The organism is Novosphingobium sp. BL-A-41-Hi4B-X5A (assembly GCF_055521705.1).
In genome coordinates this window covers 65,916-84,303 of sequence record NZ_JBVFVT010000002.1, presented here as the reverse complement: position 1 = coordinate 84,303, position 18,388 = coordinate 65,916, and the positions used below count along the sequence as shown (strand labels likewise).

At 65.1% G+C, this 18,388-nt stretch carries 15 protein-coding genes; 4 read left to right on the top strand and 11 right to left on the bottom strand.

Annotation, left to right across the window (positions count from 1 at the left end):
* Nucleotides 1-414 precede the first annotated feature (414 nt).
* Entirely contained in the window at nucleotides 415-2,922 is a 2,508-nt protein-coding gene (locus ACZ1JY_RS16255; protein ID WP_465131315.1) for a TonB-dependent receptor, read from the top strand.
* A gap of 144 nt (nucleotides 2,923-3,066) precedes the next feature.
* Here the strand turns inward: ACZ1JY_RS16255 and ACZ1JY_RS16250 are convergent, their stop codons facing one another.
* Together ACZ1JY_RS16250 and ACZ1JY_RS16245 are read right to left on the bottom strand one after the other, a co-directional pair.
* Nucleotides 3,067-3,924: a DUF1838 family protein gene (locus ACZ1JY_RS16250; protein ID WP_465131314.1), complete on the bottom strand. Its 858-nt coding sequence runs from the start codon at nucleotides 3,922-3,924 to the stop codon at nucleotides 3,067-3,069.
* A 103-nt stretch (nucleotides 3,925-4,027) separates the two neighbouring features.
* Nucleotides 4,028-5,212, bottom strand: a complete 1,185-nt coding sequence (locus ACZ1JY_RS16245; RefSeq protein WP_465131313.1) for an MFS transporter — start codon at nucleotides 5,210-5,212, stop codon at nucleotides 4,028-4,030.
* Between the two features lie 325 nt (nucleotides 5,213-5,537).
* Here ACZ1JY_RS16245 and ACZ1JY_RS16240 point away from each other — a divergent pair, with 325 nt between their 5' ends.
* Nucleotides 5,538-6,767 (top strand): class I SAM-dependent methyltransferase, encoded by a 1,230-nt coding sequence (locus ACZ1JY_RS16240; protein WP_465131312.1) that lies wholly within the window; start codon nucleotides 5,538-5,540, stop codon nucleotides 6,765-6,767.
* A complete protein-coding gene (locus ACZ1JY_RS16235) occupies nucleotides 6,764-7,153 on the top strand; it encodes a hypothetical protein (RefSeq protein WP_465131311.1) in 390 nt (129 codons plus the stop codon). The genes ACZ1JY_RS16240 and ACZ1JY_RS16235 overlap by 4 nt, the downstream gene beginning before the upstream one ends.
* Nucleotides 7,154-7,255: 102 nt before the next feature.
* Here ACZ1JY_RS16235 and ACZ1JY_RS16230 read toward each other — a convergent pair whose 3' ends face one another.
* From ACZ1JY_RS16230 to ACZ1JY_RS16215, 4 genes are read right to left on the bottom strand one after another with little or no spacing between them, the layout of a single operon-like run.
* Nucleotides 7,256-8,152: an alpha/beta hydrolase family protein gene (locus ACZ1JY_RS16230; protein WP_465131310.1), complete on the bottom strand. Its 897-nt coding sequence runs from the start codon at nucleotides 8,150-8,152 to the stop codon at nucleotides 7,256-7,258.
* Entirely contained in the window at nucleotides 8,152-8,526 is a 375-nt protein-coding gene (locus ACZ1JY_RS16225; RefSeq protein ID WP_168904806.1) for a c-type cytochrome, read from the bottom strand. The genes ACZ1JY_RS16230 and ACZ1JY_RS16225 overlap by 1 nt, the downstream gene beginning before the upstream one ends.
* Nucleotides 8,527-8,557: 31 nt before the next feature.
* Nucleotides 8,558-9,586 (bottom strand): DUF3089 domain-containing protein, encoded by a 1,029-nt coding sequence (locus ACZ1JY_RS16220; protein WP_465131309.1) that lies wholly within the window; start codon nucleotides 9,584-9,586, stop codon nucleotides 8,558-8,560.
* The gene (locus ACZ1JY_RS16215; protein ID WP_465131308.1) at nucleotides 9,583-10,629 is read right to left on the bottom strand and encodes an alpha/beta hydrolase; all 1,047 of its coding nucleotides are present in this window, start codon (nucleotides 10,627-10,629) and stop codon (nucleotides 9,583-9,585) included. Before ACZ1JY_RS16215 ends, ACZ1JY_RS16220 begins: the two co-directional genes overlap by 4 nt.
* Before the next feature lie 87 nt (nucleotides 10,630-10,716).
* Here ACZ1JY_RS16215 and ACZ1JY_RS16210 point away from each other — a divergent pair, with 87 nt between their 5' ends.
* On the top strand, nucleotides 10,717-11,694 hold the full coding sequence (locus ACZ1JY_RS16210) for a quinone oxidoreductase family protein (RefSeq protein WP_465131307.1): 978 nt from the start codon (nucleotides 10,717-10,719) through the stop codon (nucleotides 11,692-11,694).
* A 147-nt stretch (nucleotides 11,695-11,841) separates the two neighbouring features.
* On the opposite strand, the gene ACZ1JY_RS16205 is transcribed toward ACZ1JY_RS16210, so the two are convergent.
* The 5 genes from ACZ1JY_RS16205 to ACZ1JY_RS16185 all read right to left on the bottom strand — a co-directional run bounded on the left by ACZ1JY_RS16205 (nucleotide 11,842) and on the right by ACZ1JY_RS16185 (nucleotide 18,323).
* Nucleotides 11,842-12,447, bottom strand: coding sequence for a hemerythrin domain-containing protein (locus ACZ1JY_RS16205; protein WP_465131306.1), 606 nt, complete (start codon nucleotides 12,445-12,447; stop codon nucleotides 11,842-11,844).
* A gap of 12 nt (nucleotides 12,448-12,459) precedes the next feature.
* On the bottom strand, nucleotides 12,460-14,610 hold the full coding sequence (locus ACZ1JY_RS16200) for a catalase (protein ID WP_465131305.1): 2,151 nt from the start codon (nucleotides 14,608-14,610) through the stop codon (nucleotides 12,460-12,462).
* Between the two features lie 152 nt (nucleotides 14,611-14,762).
* Nucleotides 14,763-14,990, bottom strand: a complete 228-nt coding sequence (locus tag ACZ1JY_RS16195; RefSeq protein ID WP_118075097.1) for a hypothetical protein — start codon at nucleotides 14,988-14,990, stop codon at nucleotides 14,763-14,765.
* A gap of 61 nt (nucleotides 14,991-15,051) precedes the next feature.
* Nucleotides 15,052-15,843, bottom strand: coding sequence for an enoyl-CoA hydratase/isomerase family protein (locus tag ACZ1JY_RS16190; RefSeq protein ID WP_465131304.1), 792 nt, complete (start codon nucleotides 15,841-15,843; stop codon nucleotides 15,052-15,054).
* Between the two features lie 119 nt (nucleotides 15,844-15,962).
* Nucleotides 15,963-18,323, bottom strand: coding sequence for a TonB-dependent receptor (locus tag ACZ1JY_RS16185; protein WP_465131303.1), 2,361 nt, complete (start codon nucleotides 18,321-18,323; stop codon nucleotides 15,963-15,965).
* Nucleotides 18,324-18,388 lie beyond the last annotated feature (65 nt).

Genomic DNA, 18,388 nt, shown 5'->3' with positions numbered 1-18,388 from the left:
CGCCACCCATAGGACAGGCGTCTTCCCGATGCCAATCGCCACATGCGAAGGCCCCATGTCGATTGCACGAGCGGTGGTCACCACCAGTCGGATAGGCGTCGCAGTCTTTCGGAGACTGATTGCTACCGATCAGGATCGGGGCAACCCCCGAGATTCTCCGAGTGGCGGATATTGTGCAGCGCAATCGTTGTGAACGACCGCCCCACGCGCAAGCCTCACGATCCGAAAGCAGGCCATCCGGCAGGATGTGCCCGCAGGGTACGGGTTGATCAAAAAGACTTCAGACGTGTGCCAATCCGCCTTTGGCGGACTTTCTTGACGTGCCGGTTACATTCAAACGTTCTTATGGGGGGAACCATGAAGAATTTTGCAAATAGGACATCCGCTTCCGTTCTGGCCATAGCACTTTCGGGCATGGCACTTTCCGCGCCGGTCACCGCTTTTGCCGCTGATGAACAGCCGCAGGCTTCCGAGAACGAGGGCGGCCTCGGCATCATCACCGTCACCGCCCGCAAGCGCGAGGAAAGCCTCCTCGAAACGCCGATCGCCATTTCTGCCCTGACCGCTCAGGACATCGAGAAGCGCGGCATCACCAACGTCAACGACGTCGTGCTCAACACGCCGGGCATCAACGTCTCGAACAACAACTCCGGCCGCAACGACCGCTCGTTCCAGCAGATCTCCCTGCGCGGCATGACCCCGTCGACCACCACTTCGACGCTCACCGCCAGCTTCATCGATGGCGTGCCGGTGGCCTCTGCCACCGCGCTCAATGCGATCGCCGACCCCGCCCGCATCGAACTGCTCAAGGGTCCGCAGAACGCCTACTTCGGCCGCAACGCCTTTGCCGGCGCGATCAACATCGTGACCAAGAAGGCCGGCAATGACTTTGGCGGTTCGATCACCGCCATGGCTGGCACGCGCAACAACTTCGATGCTTCGATTGCCCTCGAAGGCCCGATCGTCGCGGACGTTCTGAGCTTCCGCATCACCGGACGCCAGTTCTCGAAGGACGGCTCCTACCGCAACGGGGCCAACCCGGACGAATCGCTTGGCGACCAGCGCACCCGCACCGGGACTCTCGCGCTCGAGTTCACGCCTTCCTCTTCGCTGAAGATCCGCGCGCTCGGCCTCTACTCCGAAGACGATGACGGCCCGTCGGCACAGGGCATTCTGTCTGGCTACGAACTGCGCGCCAACAATGGCAACATCAACATTCCGGCGCGCAGCGGAAACAGCAACGGCACGCTGATCCTGCCCAGCAGCGCCAACTGCACCCTGAACGGTACGAATCCTTTCGTCTGTGGCGCATTGCCTGCCCTGCCAGCAGGGTTCGGGCCTATGCAGAACACGCAGGAAGACGCCCTACTCGCCGGGATCCTCGGCAACTATGCATCACGTTTCATCACCCCCGGCAAGGGCGTCAAGGGTTACGGTCTGGTCCGCCAGTATTACCACCTGCACCTGAACGTCGACTACGAGCTCGGCGATACCGGCGTCACGCTGTCGTCGCTCACCGGCTACAACAACGAATCCTATTCGGAACTGGCCGACCTCGACAACTACGACAGCCGCCTGCTGCGCAATCCGCTGGCCACAGTCGCGAACGGCCTGCGCTCCTACTGGTCGTTCCCGTTCCTGGTCGAACGCAAGAACCAGGACTTCTCGCAGGAACTGCGCGTGTCCTATGACAAGGGTGGCGCGCTCAAGGCGATGCTTGGCGGCAGCTACCTTGAAACCAAGACGCAGTCCGATCTGGTCAGTGTCTTTGCCGAGGAGCAGTTCGGCGCACCGCGTGCAGCCAGCTCGTACCAGCCGCCGGCACGGGCCGAAACCTGGGGCGTGTTCGGCAGCGTCAGCTATGATGTCACCGATGCGCTGACCATCAGCGCCGAAGGTCGCTGGCAGCGCGACAAGATCTACGCTTACGTCGGTGGGCGTTCGCTGACGATCGGCGCTGCGGCTGCCAGCACTTATGGCCTGCCCGCCGGCACCTTCGCGCCGCTGACCACCTTCTTCAACAAGTCGTTCGACAACTTCATGCCGCGCGTCATCGTCAACTATGACGTCACGCCTGACGTGATGGTCTATGCCTCGTGGTCGAAGGCGGCAAACGTCACGCTGAACTCGTTCAACACCAACTTCCTTTCGGGTTCGGCCGGTGAATTTGCCGCAGCACAGTCGATCGGCCTTGGCGTGATCGTGAAGCCTGAAAAGCTGACGAACTACGAACTTGGCCTGAAGGGCAAGTTCCTCGATGGCAGGCTCTACGTCACCGCCGCTGCCTACCTCGCCGACTGGAGCGAGCAGCACAACAACCGTTCGGTGGTGTTCCTCGATACCACGATCCCGAATGCGCTGCCCTCGATCGTCAGCGGCGTGGCCAATACCGGCACGACGCAGGTTCGCGGCTTCGAGCTCGACATCAATGCCGAGCCGTTCGACGGGTTCACCATCAACGCTTCGGGTGCGATCAACGACAGTTCGATCCGCGTCTTTGCCGATCCTGCGATCACGCGCCTCACCGGCGTGGTCGGCGCTGGCTTCAAGGGCAACCAGCTGCCGCTGACCTCGAAGTATTCGGCCAACCTCGGGCTGCAGTACACTGGCAAGCTGGGCGAGGAGAGCACCTGGTTCGTGCGTGGCGACATGTCCTACAAGTCGCGCCAGTTCGTCGATCCGGCGAACCTCACCTGGATCAAGGGCCGCACGCAGGTCAACGCCCGCATCGGCTTCACCAAGGGCGCGTTCAGCGGCGAGGTCTTTGCCGTCAACCTGTTTAACGACAAGAACTACATCTCGGTCAACCAGCTCAACCTGCTTGAGCCCACCTTCGCGCTGGCCGGTGCCGCGATCGGTTACCTCAACGTCGGCTTGCCGGAACTGCGCACGGTCGGCTTCCGCGGCAGCTACAAGTTCTGATCCATCCGGCCATCCGGTCGAACAAAAAGGGGCGGTGCAGCGATGCACCGCCCCTTTTCATGTCCGGATCACATCAGGCCGTCCGCAAGGTTTGATCTGCGCCCGACCTACTGCTGATGCCGCACCGCAGGTGCAGCCCTGCGGTCAGCCCTTGGCATCCCACAGCGGCTGCAGGATCGCGCCGGGGTTCGTCAGCATCTCGGGCCGCCGCTCCCGCGTCGCCGCAACGAAGGCGGGCGGCAGCGAGTCCGGCGAAGCGTTCTGGCGGCCGATGCCGGTGGCGGTCAGGTGGCCGGGACGGTCGCCCATCTCCATCCACGGCCGCCACGAACAGACGTTGGTAAAGCTCACCTCGCTCGTCACGCGGGTCGCGCCGGGGCGGGTCAGGTCATGCCGCCTGGCATGGAACGTGTTGCTTTCCGAATAGCGGAAGGGCTTTGCCGCGCCGGGAAAGGTGATCGCCGTGCGCGAACGCTCGGTCACCCACACATCGTCGCCGCGCACGTCGAAGGGCAGCACGTCGTGCTCCATCTGCAGCCCCGGGATCTCGCGGGCGATATGGAACGAAAGGTCCCTGCCGAAGCGGATCTTCGAAGGCGGCATGCCCCCGGTCGGCACCTTGCAGGTCTTGCCGGTATAAGGATTGTCCCATGTCTCCAGCGCCTTGCCGGTCAGAGGATCGGTGAACCAAGCCAGTTCGAAGTTCACCGCCTCGAACCCGTCGGCGACCTGCCGATAGCGCGACCATACCGCCGAGACCACGGCAAACAGCGGGTCCATCCGGTCTTCCACCACGCCATAGTACCGCGCCGAAACCCAGCTGGTGATCAACCCTTCGTCCAGCGCGCCACGCATCATGATGAAGTTGCGCAACCGCCCCTCGGCGCTTGATACGTCGAGCACGCCATCCCCCTTCACTCCGGTGGAACGGGCAGCCAGGGGCGCTGCAAGCAGCGATCCGGTGACGGAAAGGCCGGTAAGCACATTGCGGCGATCGATCATGGGTATCCTTGTCCACACGGTGGGCAGAAGGTTGCGATGATGCGGCAGGACGTAGTCGTCACGGCAGCGTCGCTGCGTTTGGCCGCAGGCCGGATAGACCGCCTCAGCTCTCGCGATACCGTCCCAGCGTGGCGATCAGGACCACCACCAGCGCCAGCACCACGGCCGAACCGAGCAGCGCCGCGTCATAGCCGCCCAGCGCGTCATAGGCCTTGCCGAACAGCATCGGCCCCAGCCCCGCGCCAAGGCAGAACACGCCCAGCACGCCGCCATAGGTCGCGCCGTAATTGGCAAGCGCGGCATAGCGGCCGGTAAAGTAGGCCAGCATGTCAACCTCGGCCCCGGCGGCCAGCCCCAGCATCAGCGCGGCAACGAACACCGGCCCGCCGCCATAGAGCAGCAGCGCCGCAACCACCGGCGAGAGCAGGAACAGGGCCGCGACATAGGGCGCGTGGAACCGGTCGAACAGGTAGCCGACGACCAGCCTTGCCACCACCACCGCCACGCCCACGCCTGCCGCAACCTGCGCCGCGTCCTCCGCCGCCATCCCGCGATCGACCAGCATCGGCACGAGATGCACGATCAGCCCGGCCACGATCAGGCCAAGAAGGAAGGCAATCAGCAGAAGCATCAGCGTCTGCCGGTTCACCTCGAACCGTCCCCTCGCCTTGGCACCTTCGGCAGGGCGGTCCGACGTGCCGACCAGCAGGCTTGCCGGCAGGCCGATCAGCAGTGTCGCCCCCGCCATGACGATCACCGCCGTGCGCCAGCCGCTCGTCGCGAAGACCGGGCCGAGCAGGGCCGGCGCAAGGATCGCGGCCGTGCCGGTGCCCATCAGCATCAACCCCAGCGCAAGCCCGCGCGCGGCATCGAATTTGAGCGACACGATCCGCGCCCAGATCGCCGGCGTCGTCCCCGCGCCCGCCAGCGACACCACCAGCCACAGCGCGTCCCATGCCATCACCGAATTGCCCGTGCGCGATAGCGCCAGCAAGGCGATCGGCGTGGCGATGAAGCTGGCCAGGGCAATCGGGCGCGCGCCCCAGCGGTCTGCCAGCCAGCCGACCAGCGGGGCGGACAGGAAGATGCCGAACTGCTGGAATGTCGCCGCGCCAGAGACAGCGGCCCGGCTCCAGCCGAATTCCTCCTGCAGCGGCTTCACGAACAGGCCGAGCGAATAGAACCCGATGCCCATCGTGCCAACGCCAATGGCCAGCGCCGCAGCAAGCACCAGCGGCCAGCCTCGCGCCAGCTCGCTCCGGGCTGCGGGCGTCAATCCTGTGGCCATTGCTATTCCCTCATGCGCTTCAGATGACGATTTCTGCCGTGCTTCTGGCAGGCACGAAGGCCGGCAACAATACGAAGAAGGCCCCCGCGCGATCACTCCCGCGCGGGGGCAGGGATCGAGCAACGGTTGAGAGGGCGTTGCTCAGGATTCCTGTTCTTTGGAACTTGCACGAATCTGTAGGTTGAGGATGACCGGCAAGCGGTAAACATGCACGGCAACAGCTGATGCTATCCGCCACGCGGTCAGCGGTTCGCGGCAGCTCTTGCCCAACATGGGTGGCAGGCTCCATGCAGGTGCCGCGCAAGTGCGAAGCGGAGTCGCTTAGATGCTCAATACGTTCCAGCAGGCCGATCATCCCGCCCTGCCCAAGGCCACTGCCGACGAAGCCGCAAGGCAGGAGTTCACCAAGAGCTTCAAGGGCTTCATCCAGTCCACCCTGCTGCCCGGTCTCACCCCGATCTACCAGACGCGCGTCGCCCGCCAGTTCGAGAAGGAACACGGCCGCGCCCCGCAGGACCGCCGCGACATTCGCAATGGCATGGTCGGCGACATTTACTTCCAGCACTACGCCGCTGCCAACCGCATCGCGCAGGAACTGCTGTGGGAATCGGTCAACGGTTCGGTCGATCGCCAGCTGCCGGAACTGATCGAACAGGCCAGAGCGCTGTCCGCTTCGACCAAGGCCCAGCTCGTCATCCCCGAGGGCTTCACCCCGCCGCGCTATGTCACCGCGCTCGACATTCACTGCATGCCCGGCGGCTATTGCAGCGAAGTGTGCGAGGACGACGTGTCGGTCGGCGCACTCTACGATCGCGGCGTCTATCTCTATTCGATGGGCTATACCGGCCCCAACAACGACGACATGGGCCGTTCGGTGGTGAACTACATCAAGCGCCACATGCCCGATTTCAAGCCGCGCCGCATTCTCGACATGGGCTGCACGGTCGGCCATTCGACCCTGCCCTACAAGGAGCTGTTCCCCGAAGCGGAAGTCTGGGGCATCGACGTTGGCGGGCCATGCGTGCGCTATGCCCACGCCCGCGCTGCCGGCTTCGGTCTTGAGGTCAACTACGCGCAGATGAGTGCGGAGGAAACCACCTTCCCCGATGCACACTTCGATCTCGTCGTCAGCCACATCCTGCTGCACGAAACCAGCGGCAAGGCCATGCCGAGGATCTTTGCCGAGGCGCACCGCGTTCTCGCACCCGGTGGCCTGATGATCCACGCCGACCTGCCGCCGTTCGACCTGATGGACCCGTTCACCCAGTTCATCCTCGACAACGAGACCTGGTACAACAACGAGCCGTTCTGGGGCGCGATGCGCGACATGGACCAGATTGCCCTTGCCGAAAAGGCCGGGTTCGACCGGGCGGACGTGCGCTTCGATACCGCGCCGATGGCCGTGATGGAATTTGCCGCGGCCGCCGAAGGCTACAGCCAGGAAGCCAGCGAGGCCGTGGCCGAGCGTGAATTCACCGCAGGCGAATTTGCCCCCGGCGGCGGCTGGGAAGTGCTGATCGCACGCAAGCCGCTCGAAAAGCAGATGGCAGCATGACCGGAACCGATGCAATGACCGCCGATACCACAAGCGAACGCCCCCACGTCATCCGCCACGCCCGCGGCAAGCGCCCGGAATTCTACGAAACCCCCGGCCTCGATCACGTCATGTCGATGGTCATGGTGCTGGCCAACGAAGTCTCGGTCCTGCGTGACCGTATGGACAGTGCCGAGCGCGTGGCCAAGGCATCGGGTATCGATCTTGCCGCCGGGATCGAAACGCTCGAACTCGATCAGGCCGCGCTGGAGGAACGCGAGGAGCGCCGCCAGGACTTCCTGCGCCGCCTGTTCTACCTCCAGCTGAAAGACGCCGACGAAGCCGCGCAGGCCCAGACGGCAGAAGGCTTCAACGCCACGATCGCGGAAATCGCGCTTCAGGACTGAGCGAGCAGGATTGACGGCACTCGCCGCCGATCCTCGACATCACTTCACCGTCACCCCGGGGTCGAGCCCGGGGTGACGTTGTGATGAAGCCCTGCGCGGAGCCTACTTGCGCAGCAATCGCACCGGCAGCACATCGCTGACCAGCGCATCGAGCCGCCTCACGGCGCCCTTGTCTCCCCGCCCGTAAGCGTCGACAAACAGCGTGGAAATCCGCGTGGCATCGGCAAGCCGGTCCAGCTGCTTCGGCCCCGGCAGGTCATAACGGCAGATCGCGCCGCCGAAGTAGTGGTCCACCCCTTCCAGCACGAGGCCATAGCGGTTCCCGCCCGGTGCCGCGGCTTCATAGGGCACAAGGTGCCCGCGCCAGCCCTCGCCGGTCATGCCGGGCAGGAGGTCGGCGGTGCCGGTCTGGACCAGCGCCGGGACCGCAACCTTGCCATAGCCTTCTGCCGTGCACAGCACCGGGATCGGCGCAGGCGGGCTGAACGCCACCACCGCACGCGCGTTGGCATCGTGCAACGGCCCGCTCCAGCCTTCGGGCGGAACGGCCGCCGCGCCGCCCATCGTCAGCGCCACCAGTCCGCCATAGGAATGCCCGGCCGCGATCCACGGCCGCTTGCCGACATGAGCCGACAGCAAGCGCATGTCTTCCAGCCGTGCCTTCCAGCTGGCAAGGCCGGGGAAGTCCTTGGTCCTCGGATGCTCGATGGAATCCACATGCAGCGGCGCGAGTATGTGAAAGCCCGCCGCCAGCCACGGCCCGAAGATCGCTTCGTAGAACCGGGGCGAGGACGCGGCGCCATGGCTGAACAGCACCAGCGCCTTTGCCTGGCCCCGCGGCTTCCACTCGCTCACGCGGATCTCGCGCCCGCCCGGGCCGGTCAGCGTGAACTGCCGCTCCGCCACCGGCCGCGTTCCCATCGCCCCCAGCCGGGCCGAGGCGACCAGCGCCCCTGCCCCGACCAGAAGGCCGCGCCGATCGATCGGGAATCCGGCCATCAGGGTACCGGCTTCTTGAGATAGGCGATGATGGAGGCGCGCTCGGCCGCATTGGGCACGCCGCCAAAGGCCATCGAAGTGCCGGGGATCACCGCCGACGGACGCGCCAGCCACTTGTCGAGCGTGGCCGGGTTCCACACGATCGCGGCGCCCTTGGCCTTCATCGCCGCCGAATAGCGGAAGCCCGGTGCCGTGCCCGCCTTGCGCCCGACCACGCCGAACAGGTTCGGCCCGATCTTGTTCGGCGCACCCTTGGCAATCGAGTGGCACGCGACGCACTTGAGGAACGCGCGCTTGCCCGCAGCGGCATCCTGCGCCTGTGCGGGGGCGGCCAGAACCAGAGCGGCAGCGAGGGGGGCAACAAACTTCAACATTGCGGTCTTTTCCATTGTTTGCAGCGCGCGATCAACGCGAACCGTGCGCCTTGAGCCAAGCCCTGGCGCGCAGCCCGGCATTGGCGGAAGTATCGGCCCAGAACAGGCCGACGTCGTGAAAATGCATCGAACCGCCCGGCAGCGGCTTCAGGCCCAGCGACGGCGCGGGCCACACGGTCAGCAGCCCGTCGCGGCACTCGGCGGCCAAGGCTCCGGCCTTGAGCGGCCCCATCGGCCCGAAGCCCGGATCACCGGCAACGGCGCCCTTCGCCTCGGCGGAAAGCGACAGCCCACGGCGCACATCGAACGTGACGGGGTTCACGCAAAGCGGCCTGCCGCCGTCCCTGCCACCGTTCTGCGCCAAGAAGATATCGCGGTAGGACTTGAGCATCGGGGCGTTGTCGCTGCCCGCCAACACCGCGTTCCACTGCACGAAGCACCCCGTCTGCGCAGGTGTGTTGCAGAACGGAATGCCCGCCAGCCGTGGGGACAGGTCACCCTCCATCAGGTTGATGCCGATGACATAGGCGGCCACCATGCGCCGCTGCAGCTTCGTGCCCTTGACCCGCTTTTCCAGCAGCGATGTGGTATGCGCCCCGCCCTGGCTGTGCCCGGCGATGATGAAGGGCCGGCCCTTGTTCTCGTGCGCCATGTACCAGTCAAACGCGCGCTCGACATCCGAATAGGCGAGCGCAAACGCCTTCTCGCGATTGGCAGGATCGGCCAGCGCCTTGGTGGTGGCGGCGCGATAGCGCGGCGCGAATATCCGGCAACACGCCGAAAATGCGCTGCCCTGCCGCTGCACCGCACTTTCCTCGGTCCACTTGAGCACTTGCGGATCAAGCGGATCGTGGTTGTACTCCGTCTGCGAGCGCGTTGTCGTCGGGTGGATCCAGAACACGTCAACGCCGCGCAGCGCATGGGACGCCGCCACGCCCTGCGGCAGGCTGTCCACCGTGCTCCAGTATTGGCCTTGCGCATAATCGGGCACCGGCACATCGGCCAGCGCGGGCACTCCCATCGCGGCAAGCGCCATGCCGAGCAACGTCACCAGCCTCATTTGCGCACCATCTCGGCGTCGAGCCACCAGCCGAACTGCTCGATCCAGTGATCCGCCGTCGTGCCGCGCGTTGCCATGCCGAAACCGTGTGCCCCCCGCTGATAGAGGTGCAGCTCAGGCCGATACCCTGCGGCAAACAACCGGTCGTAGAAGGCACGGAATCCCTGATCCACGGCCATGTCATCCTGCGCCATCACCATGAACATCGGCGGCAGGCGGCCCGGTGCCGGCGTCGGCGGCGGCAGCAGCCACGGCTCCTTTGAAGTGCCATGCGCGGAAGGAAGGTTCGCGGGCGGAATCGGCGGCGTCGGCCCGAACGGCATGCCATAGATAAGCGCGGCGAAATCCGGGCGCTCCGCCGGGTTGGGCGCAAGCATCGTCATCCCCGCCACATGCCCGCCCGCCGAAAAGCCCATCACGCCTACGCGATGCGGATCGATCTTCCACTTCGCCGCATTGGCACGGACGATGCGCAGCGCCTCCATCCCGTCCTCGACGCCGGGAATGCCGCCAACGCCCGGCGCCAGCGTGGCCAGCACCCGCTGTCGCATCGCCTCGTTGGTCTCACCCGGAGGTGACTGGATCAGGCGGTACTTCAGCACGAAAGCCGCGATCCCGTGCGCCGCCAGCCAGCGCGCCACGCGCGTGCCTTCGTGGTGGATCGCCAGCAGGCGAAAGCCCCCGCCCGGTGCGATCACCACCGCCATGCCGGTGGCCTTGGCCGGATCGGGCAGGAACGGCTGCAGTGTCGGCACGGTGACGTTCCACGCCTGCTCGCCATTCTCGCGCAGCTCTTCGCGCACCGGCACCTTGGACAAGCCGGGCCAGTCCTTGATGGCAGGCACGCCTGCGGGCCACACCGGCATCGGCGCAAGTTCGCCCTCCTGCGCCAGCGCTGGCATCGCAAGCATCGAGGCAAGCATCGGGGCAAGCAGCAGGGCAAGGCCGGCAAGGACGATCCGCAGCATCCACGCTTCTCCGGAAGGTTCGAAAGCCGGGACAGTGGCAATGCGCGAGGCCGCACAGCAGGCCTGCGTCGCCACTATCCGCCCATCGGTCAGCGGTTTGCAAAGGGCGGCATCGGCGGGCTAGGGTCAGCCAAACTCTTCGCCTTTCCAGGAGCGCCCCCGATGCAAGCCAGAGCCGTCCGCCTCACCGCCACCGGAGGCCCGGAAGTCATCGCCTGGACCGATGTCACCCTGCCCGCGCCCGGCCGGAACGAAGTGCTGGTCGAGCATACCGCCGTCGGCCTCAACATGATCGACACCTACCACCGTGGCGGGCTCTACCCGATTCCCATTCCCGGCGGTCTTGGCGTGGAAGCGGCAGGGCGCGTGGTTGCGGTGGGCGAAGGCGTCACCGCCCTTGCGGCAGGCGATCGCGTCGCCACATTCGGGCCTGAGCTGGGCGCCTATGCTACCGCGCGGATCTATCCGGAAAGCGCGCTGTTCAAGCTGCCCGATGGCATCGCCGACGAGATCGCCGCCGCCGCCATCCTCAAGGGCTTCACCGTCGAATTCCTCGTCGAACGCTGCGCACAGGTGCAGGCGGGCTGGCCGGTGCTGGTCCATGCCGCAGCAGGCGGGGTCGGGCTGATGCTGGTGCAGTGGCTCAAGCACATCGGCGCCACGGTGATCGGCACCGTCTCCACTCCCGCAAAGGCCGAGGCCGCGCGCGCTGCCGGGGCGGACCACGTGATCGACTATTCGCGCGATGCCGTCGGCCCGCGCGTCCGCGAATTGACCGGCGGCGCCGGCGTGCGCGTCGCCTTTGACGGCGTGGGCAAGGACACGTGGGAGGCCAGCCTCGATTCCACCGGGCGTCGCGGGCTGATCGTCAGCTATGGCAATGCCTCGGGCGCAGTCAGCGGGGTGGCGCTCGGCACGCTGTCGCAGAAGGGCTCGCTGTTCGTGACCCGCCCGACGCTATATCATTATTACGCCGACCCTTCCGAACGCGCGGCGGGATCGGCGCGGGTATGGGACATGATCGCCAGCGGCGCGGTTGCCGTGACCATCGGCCAGACCTACCCGCTCGCCGAAGTCGCCCAGGCGCACCGCGATCTCGAGGCGCGAAAGACCACCGGATCGACCATCCTGCTGCCTTAAGGCTGCTACCGTAGCCCCCAAACCCGTCATGCTGAACTTGTTTCAGCATCCATCTCTCGATCGGCAATGGCGGTGCATGTCGAGAGATGGACCCTGAAACAAGTTCAGGGTGACGATGTGCATGGGTCTCGCAAGGCGAGTCTAGGATCAGACGATATCGTTGATCCGCATCCGCGGCTTCACTTCGGCCGCGGCCTTTTCCGCCTTCTTGCGCCGTTCGAACACGGCCAGCATGTGCTTGCGGTCGGCGGCGGTGAGGATCTTTTCGCTCTCGACGAACTGCTCCTGCTCTTCCTCGCGGATGTGGTGAAGGTATTCGTGCTTGAGCGCGGCGAAGCGCTCCAGCCACTTCTTGCTGCCCATGTCGCGCGCGGCAAGGTCATCGAGCATCTTGTCGATGTCCTTGTGCTCGGCCACGGCATGGCGGGCGAACTCGGTCGTCTCCGGATTGCGCAGCACGGTTGACCACAGCGCCTGCTCCTCGGCGGCGGCGTGGCCTTTCAGTTCATGGACCAGTTCCTCGAAGATCGGCTGCGCATCCTCACCCTTTCCGCCGGTTGCTTCCAGCATGGCCAACAGCGCGCGGTGCCGGTCATGATCGTCGACCAGCCGCCCGAAGATATCGGGCAGGCCACGCAAATCGGTGGCCGGGGTCTGGCCGATCTGGGCCGGAACTTCGGGAGCAACGGCCTTCGCCTTGGCCACGGCTTTCGCCTTGGCCTCGGCAGGCTTCTTCTTTGCAGCAGTCGCCATCGTGTCGTCTCCTCAGGCGAGATCGCGGATCTTGGGCTCGCGCGCGAAGTGGCGCACCGGCCCCACGTCCATCAGCTTTTCGTTGGGCACCACGCCCTCATCCGGCTCCACCCCTGCCTTTTCGAGGATCACCTTGGTGCCGTTGCAGTGGGCAATGGTCTTGCAATGGCCATAGGCGTCCATGAACCACTGCACCGCCGCGCCCTGCTTCGCCAGCTTCTCGGCCTCGGCCGGCATCAGCACCGAAGCCACCGCATCGAACATCACCGATGGCGAACCATCAAGCTTGCCATCGGCCTTGAGCGTCCCGCCCTTGACCGGGATGCCGCCAACCTTTGGCGCGACGAGAAACACGCTGCCGCCCGCCGCTTCGACATCGGCCTTCATCTTGTCGATCGTCGCCTTGTCCGATCCTTCGGCAAAGAGGATGCCGACCTTGCGGCCCTCGAAGGTCATTTTCGCCTGCTTCTGGATCGACAGCGCGTCCGAAGGCTTCATCTCCACCGGCTCGCGCGCGGCAGGCGCCTTCTCGGGCAGGTCCATGGCCAGACCATCAGCCACCCGTGCGGCCAGATCCTCGTCCACGTTGCGCAGGCGCGAAAGCACCCGCGCCCGCACGTGCTCCATCGCACACTTCGAAAGCTCGAACACCAGCGCCGAGGCGATGTGCGCCTGTTCGTTCTCGGTCTGCGAGTGATAGAACAGTGCCGCCTGGCTGTAGTGATCGGCAAACAGCTCGGCCCGCACGCGCACCTTCTCGGTCGGATCGTTGCGCTCGCCATTGGCGCGGAACGAGGTGAAACCTGTTTCGGGACAAGCACGCGGGCCACTGTCCTCGCCCGCTTCGTTCAGCGAGTTCGGCTCGTAGTTGGCGCGGCCCGTCGGCACCAGCGTCTGCATCAGGCCATCGCGCTGCATGTTGTGGAACGGGCACTTGGGCGCGTTGACCGGGATCTGGTGGAAGTTGGTCGTGCCCAGGCGCGATTTCTGCGTATCGAGGTACGAGAACAACCGCCCCTGCAGCAGCGGATCGTTGGAAAAGTCGATGCCCGGCAGCACGTTGCTCGGCAGGAATGCCGATTGTTCGGTCTCGGCAAAGAAGTTGTCGACATTGCGATTGAGCGTCATGCGCCCGATGATCTCCACCGGCACATCTTCTTCGGGGATCAGCTTGGTCGCGTCGAGCACGTCATAGTGCTGCGCTGCGGCGAACTCCTCGTCAAACACCTGCACGCCCAGATCCCATGCCGGGAAACTGCCGGAGTCAATGCTTTCGAACAGGTCCCGACGGTGGAAGTCGGGATCGGCCCCGGCAATCTTCACCGCCTCGTCCCAGATCAGCGATTCCAGGCCGAGCACCGGCTTCCAGTGGAACTTGACGAACTTGCCCTGTCCTTCCGCATTGACGAAGCGGAAGGTGTGGACGCCGAAGCCTTCCATCATGCGCAGCGTGCGCGGGATTGCGCGGTCGCTCATCGCCCACATGATCATGTGCATCGTCTCGGGCATAAGGCCGACGAAGTCCCAGAACGTGTCGTGGGCGCTCGCCGCCTGCGGATAGCCGCGATCGGCCTCCATCTTCACCGAATGGACAAGGTCGGGAAACTTCATCGCGTCCTGGATGAAGAACACCGGGATATTGTTGCCCACCAGGTCCCAGTTGCCTTCGTCGGTATAGAACTTGACCGCAAAGCCGCGCACGTCGCGCGGGGTGTCGACCGACCCTGCACCACCGGCCACGGTCGAAAAGCGCACGAACACCGGGCAAGTCGTGCCCTTCTTCTGAAACAGGCCCGCGCGGGTCAATTCGGGGATGGCCTTGGTCACCTCGAACACGCCATGCGCGGCGGAGCCACGCGCATGGACGATGCGTTCGGGTATGCGCTCATGGTCGAAATGGAAGATCTTCTCGCGCAGGATGAAGTCTTCCAGCAGCGTCGGCCCGCGCTCACCGGCTTTCAGGCTGTTCTGGTTGTCGGACAGGCGATGGCCGAAGTTGTCGGTCAGGAAAGCCGCTGCATCACCGTTGCCATCCGCATCCTGATGCGTCTCGCCGGCATTGCCCTGCTGCGTGGCGTAGCCGGGCTGGCCCGCGCCGGGCTGATGGTCGTCAAGGCCATTGTCCAGAGCGGGGGAATGGTTAGGGGTTTCGGTCTTGGCCATGGCGCGGGTCCTTGGAAAGCGCGCACGGGTTCAGGGCGCAGAATGCTGCGCCCGCCCCCTCACGCGGGGAAGCTGGGGAAAGTCGGTTTCCGAGGGTGGACCGCCGCACGCCGGGAGGGGGGAAGGCGCGCGACGGTCCGAGGGGAACGGGATCAATACGTGCGGGTAGAACCCGATGCGGCCTGGCGGGCCTGCTTCTTCTTCATCGCGCGCGATACGGCCCAGGTGCCGCCGGCGGCTGCCAGCATGCCCAGTGGCCCCATGCGCCGCATGACCGTGGCCGCGGCAACGCCGATCAGCGCACCGGTGCCTTCGCTCATGCCGGGAGTACGGTCGGCAATCTTCTTGCCGACCACTGCGGAAATGATCTTGCCTATCATGGATTACCTCTTTGGAACCCTTCCAGAACCGCGTGGGCCGGACTTGGTTCCGGGGAGGTCGTCAGAACTTCGGCTTGCGCTTCTCGACAAAGGCGGTGGTGCCTTCGCGAAAATCCGCACCCTCGAACGCTGCGGCAAATACCCGCAAGCTCTCGGCATCATCGGCCACCTGACCATCAAGCACGTTGCGCACGAAGCCCTTGATCGCCTGCGTGGAAAACGGCGAGCCCGCCAGCAGTTGCGCCACCATCGCGTCTTCGTTCGCGGCCAGTTCCTCGACCAGCCCGATCGACAGCGCTTCATCGGCCCCCAGCAGCATGCCGGTAAACAGCATCCGCCGCGCCTGCCCCGGCCCGACGAGATCGACCAGCAGCTTCACGTCATGCAGCGGATAGACCAGCCCCAGCTTGGCCGGGGTAATCCCGAACCGCGCCTGAGGCCCGGCCACGCGGATGTCGCAGGCCAGCGCGATGCCGCAGCCGCCACCCACGCAATCGCCCTCGACCATCGCCACGGTCGGCAGGCGAAAGCGGGTCAATTCGTATTGCGCGCGGTTGATCGCGGTCTGGTTTGCCGCGCGCCATGCCGCATCGTCCTTGTTGGCGAGCAATTCGGCAATGTCGGCGCCAGCGCAGAACGCGCCACCGTTGGCCGATTTCACCACCAGCACCCTGATGTCCGGATCGGCGTCGGCCTCGGCCAGCAATTCGGGCAGGCGCTGCCACATGGCGATGTTGAAGGCGTTGCGCTTGTCCGCGCGGTCGATCAGCAGGCGCGCCACCGCGCCATCGCGTTCCAGCCGCAATGTGTTGCCAGCATCTTCGCTCATCCTGCGCCCCGCATGCTCGGTCATGCCCGCCCCTGTGGACGCCTGCCCGCTGCTTGGCAATATCATCGAGCGTCACGAAAAGAGGCGGACCCGGCAGGCCCGCCTCCTTTTTCGGCAGCATTCGTCAGCCGGTCAGACCGGGATCAGAAGTCCACGCTCAACCGCACGCCATAAGTGCGCGGCGCGGCGAACTGCCAGTTGTAGATGTCGTCCGGCCCGGCGACGGTAAACCCGGCGTAAGTCAGCGGACGGGTGTTCTCGAGATTGCGGACAAAGCCCTGCAGGCTGAAGCGCTTGTTTTCGGGCGCATAGGTCAGCGACAGGTCGGTCTGGGTAAAGGCCGTCTGCTTTGAATCGCGGTAGTTGAACACGTCGCCGAAGTACGCGCTCTTGAAAGTGGAGAACACGCTGGCCGTCAGGCTGCCCATGTCGCCCAGCGGGATCACCTTGTCGTAGGCCAGAGTGATCGTCCACTCGGGCGTCATCGGCGGAGTGTTGCCGGCAAGGTTGGGCTGCGTGACAGCGCCCGGCGTCGTCTCGAGGTTGCCGACCGTCAGTTCACCGTTGCCGCCGCTCGGACGGCAACCCGATCCGCCCACGCAGAACACCGGGATTGCGGTCAAGAGCTGCTGGTACTCGGCGTTGACGTAGTTCGCCGTAGCCGAGAACGTGTCGTTGTCCGAAAGCTTGATCACCGCTTCGGCTTCGACGCCCCAGATCTTCGCCTTGCCGGCGTTGAAGATCTGGCTGCCCTTGGTCGTATCAAGCAGCACGCCGACCTGCAGGTCCTTGTAGTCATAGTAGAAGCCGGCAAGGTTGAAGGTGTGCTGCGAAGATGCGCCGAAGTTCTTCTTCAGCCCCGCCTCATAGGCCGTGTTCGTTTCCGGCGCATACTGGCCGACCGAATCGAAGCCGCCCGCCTTGAAGCCGGTCGAAACCTTGCCATAGATCAGCGTATCGGCATCGGGCTTGAAGTTCACGCCGGCCAGCCAGGTCAGCTTGTCCGCTTCCGAACCCAGCGTCAGGTTGCGCAACGGGGTGCCGGGGTTAGTCGGACGGACGTTGCCGGTGTTGAACAGCGGGTTGGACGGGTTGGCAATCGCACCGCCATGGTCGCGATAACGGGCGGAGCGCTTGTCATCGGTATAGCGCAGGCCAGCGACGATCGTGAACTGGTCCGAAAGCTTCACGTCAGTCTGGCCGAACACTGCCCAGCTGCGCGATTCCACGTTGCGGAAGAAGTAGTTCACGTATCCGCCATTGGCGCCAAGCAGGAACGGCGGCGGCGGCAAGCGAAACAGCCCGCGCTCCACGTCGAGCTTCTCGTTGAAGTAGAACGCGCCCGTCTGCCAGACCAGCAGGTCGCTCTCGCCATTGAGGCGCAGCTCGTGGCTGTGGGTCTTGGTGTTGCCGACAAAGGTGTTGAAGCGATAGGCGGGCGAAAGACCCAGCGCGGAAAGCGCGTCGGTCTCGCGGAAGCCGCCGGTGTAGGTGACGGTGGCAGGGCCGAAGTCATAGGCGATGCTGCCGCGCACGGCGGTGGACTTCAGGTTGTTGCTGCCAAGGCCGCTCGCCGGTGCATTGTAGGTCGAACGGTCCACCTTTGCGAGATTGTTGGTCAGCGCCGGAATGCACTGCGTACCCGGAACAGCCGGAGCGATCTCGACCCAGCCGGGGTTGGCGGCGCAGCCCGCTCCCGGCGAGTTGCCGGCCGCGTTGAAGTTCATGAAGGCCTGGGCAGGAACGACGATGTCCTGCTCCACCCGCTCGACCGCTGCGTTGATCTTCAGGCCCGAGACCGGCTCGAGGCGCAGGCTCAGACGGCCACCCCAGGTGTTGTCGTCGCCACTGCGCTTGTCGATGTTCGGGTGGTAGTTGTAGCCATCGCGGTCGGAATAGATGCCCGACGCACGGATGCCGCCGATGTCGCCCAGCGGCACGGTGACGCCACCCTCGGCGATCACGTGGTTGAAGTTGCCATAGCTCAGGCTGCCGTTGGCGGCGAATTCGCTGCCGGGCTTGCGCGTGATGAAATTCACCGCGCCGCCGGTGGCGTTGCGGCCATAGAGCGTGCCCTGCGGCCCGCGCAGCACTTCAACGCGATCGAGGTCGAACAGCGCGGCATTCAGCACGGTCGGGCGATTGATGTATTCGCCATCGATGTTGATGGCGATGGCCTGGTCCTGCGCTTCGTCGTTGCTGTTCGAACCGATGCCGCGAACGGTGACGCGGGTCAGCACGGTATCGTTCACGATCTGGACGACCGGCGCCACGCGCTGGAGCGAGACGAGATCGGTCACGCCCGAAGCCTTGAGCGCCTCGCCGCTGACCACGTTGATCGCGATCGGCACGTCCTGCACGTTCTGCGAACGGTTCTGCGCGGTCACGATGATGACATTGGGGTCGGCAGCCTCGTCGGCTTCGCTTTGCGCCAGAGCCGCCGAAAACGGCACGATGCAGCCTGCGCCGCACAGCAGCAGGAACTTGAATCCATTCGATTTCATCTGGTTTTTCCTCCCAAAACTTGTTCGCCGCCGATTCGACGGAATGCGAAGGCTTATTCTGGAAT

What these genes read in the sequence shown, in the direction of transcription:
- ACZ1JY_RS16225 (WP_168904806.1), bottom strand. Translation starts at nt 8,526, where the DNA reads ATGTTGAAGTTTGTTGCCCCCCTCGCTGCCGCTCTGGTTCTGGCCGCC.
- ACZ1JY_RS16210 (WP_465131307.1), top strand. Translation starts at nt 10,717, where the DNA reads ATGCAAGCCAGAGCCGTCCGCCTCACCGCCACCGGAGGCCCGGAAGTC.
- ACZ1JY_RS16185 (WP_465131303.1), bottom strand. Translation starts at nt 18,323, where the DNA reads ATGAAATCGAATGGATTCAAGTTCCTGCTGCTGTGCGGCGCAGGCTGC.
- ACZ1JY_RS16255 (WP_465131315.1), top strand. Translation starts at nt 415, where the DNA reads ATGGCACTTTCCGCGCCGGTCACCGCTTTTGCCGCTGATGAACAGCCG.
- ACZ1JY_RS16205 (WP_465131306.1), bottom strand. Translation starts at nt 12,447, where the DNA reads ATGGCGACTGCTGCAAAGAAGAAGCCTGCCGAGGCCAAGGCGAAAGCC.
- ACZ1JY_RS16195 (WP_118075097.1), bottom strand. Translation starts at nt 14,990, where the DNA reads ATGATAGGCAAGATCATTTCCGCAGTGGTCGGCAAGAAGATTGCCGAC.
- ACZ1JY_RS16200 (WP_465131305.1), bottom strand. Translation starts at nt 14,610, where the DNA reads ATGGCCAAGACCGAAACCCCTAACCATTCCCCCGCTCTGGACAATGGC.
- ACZ1JY_RS16240 (WP_465131312.1), top strand. Translation starts at nt 5,538, where the DNA reads ATGCTCAATACGTTCCAGCAGGCCGATCATCCCGCCCTGCCCAAGGCC.
- ACZ1JY_RS16220 (WP_465131309.1), bottom strand. Translation starts at nt 9,586, where the DNA reads ATGAGGCTGGTGACGTTGCTCGGCATGGCGCTTGCCGCGATGGGAGTG.
- ACZ1JY_RS16250 (WP_465131314.1), bottom strand. Translation starts at nt 3,924, where the DNA reads ATGATCGATCGCCGCAATGTGCTTACCGGCCTTTCCGTCACCGGATCG.
- ACZ1JY_RS16230 (WP_465131310.1), bottom strand. Translation starts at nt 8,152, where the DNA reads ATGGCCGGATTCCCGATCGATCGGCGCGGCCTTCTGGTCGGGGCAGGG.
- ACZ1JY_RS16190 (WP_465131304.1), bottom strand. Translation starts at nt 15,843, where the DNA reads ATGACCGAGCATGCGGGGCGCAGGATGAGCGAAGATGCTGGCAACACA.
- ACZ1JY_RS16245 (WP_465131313.1), bottom strand. Translation starts at nt 5,212, where the DNA reads ATGGCCACAGGATTGACGCCCGCAGCCCGGAGCGAGCTGGCGCGAGGC.
- ACZ1JY_RS16235 (WP_465131311.1), top strand. Translation starts at nt 6,764, where the DNA reads ATGACCGGAACCGATGCAATGACCGCCGATACCACAAGCGAACGCCCC.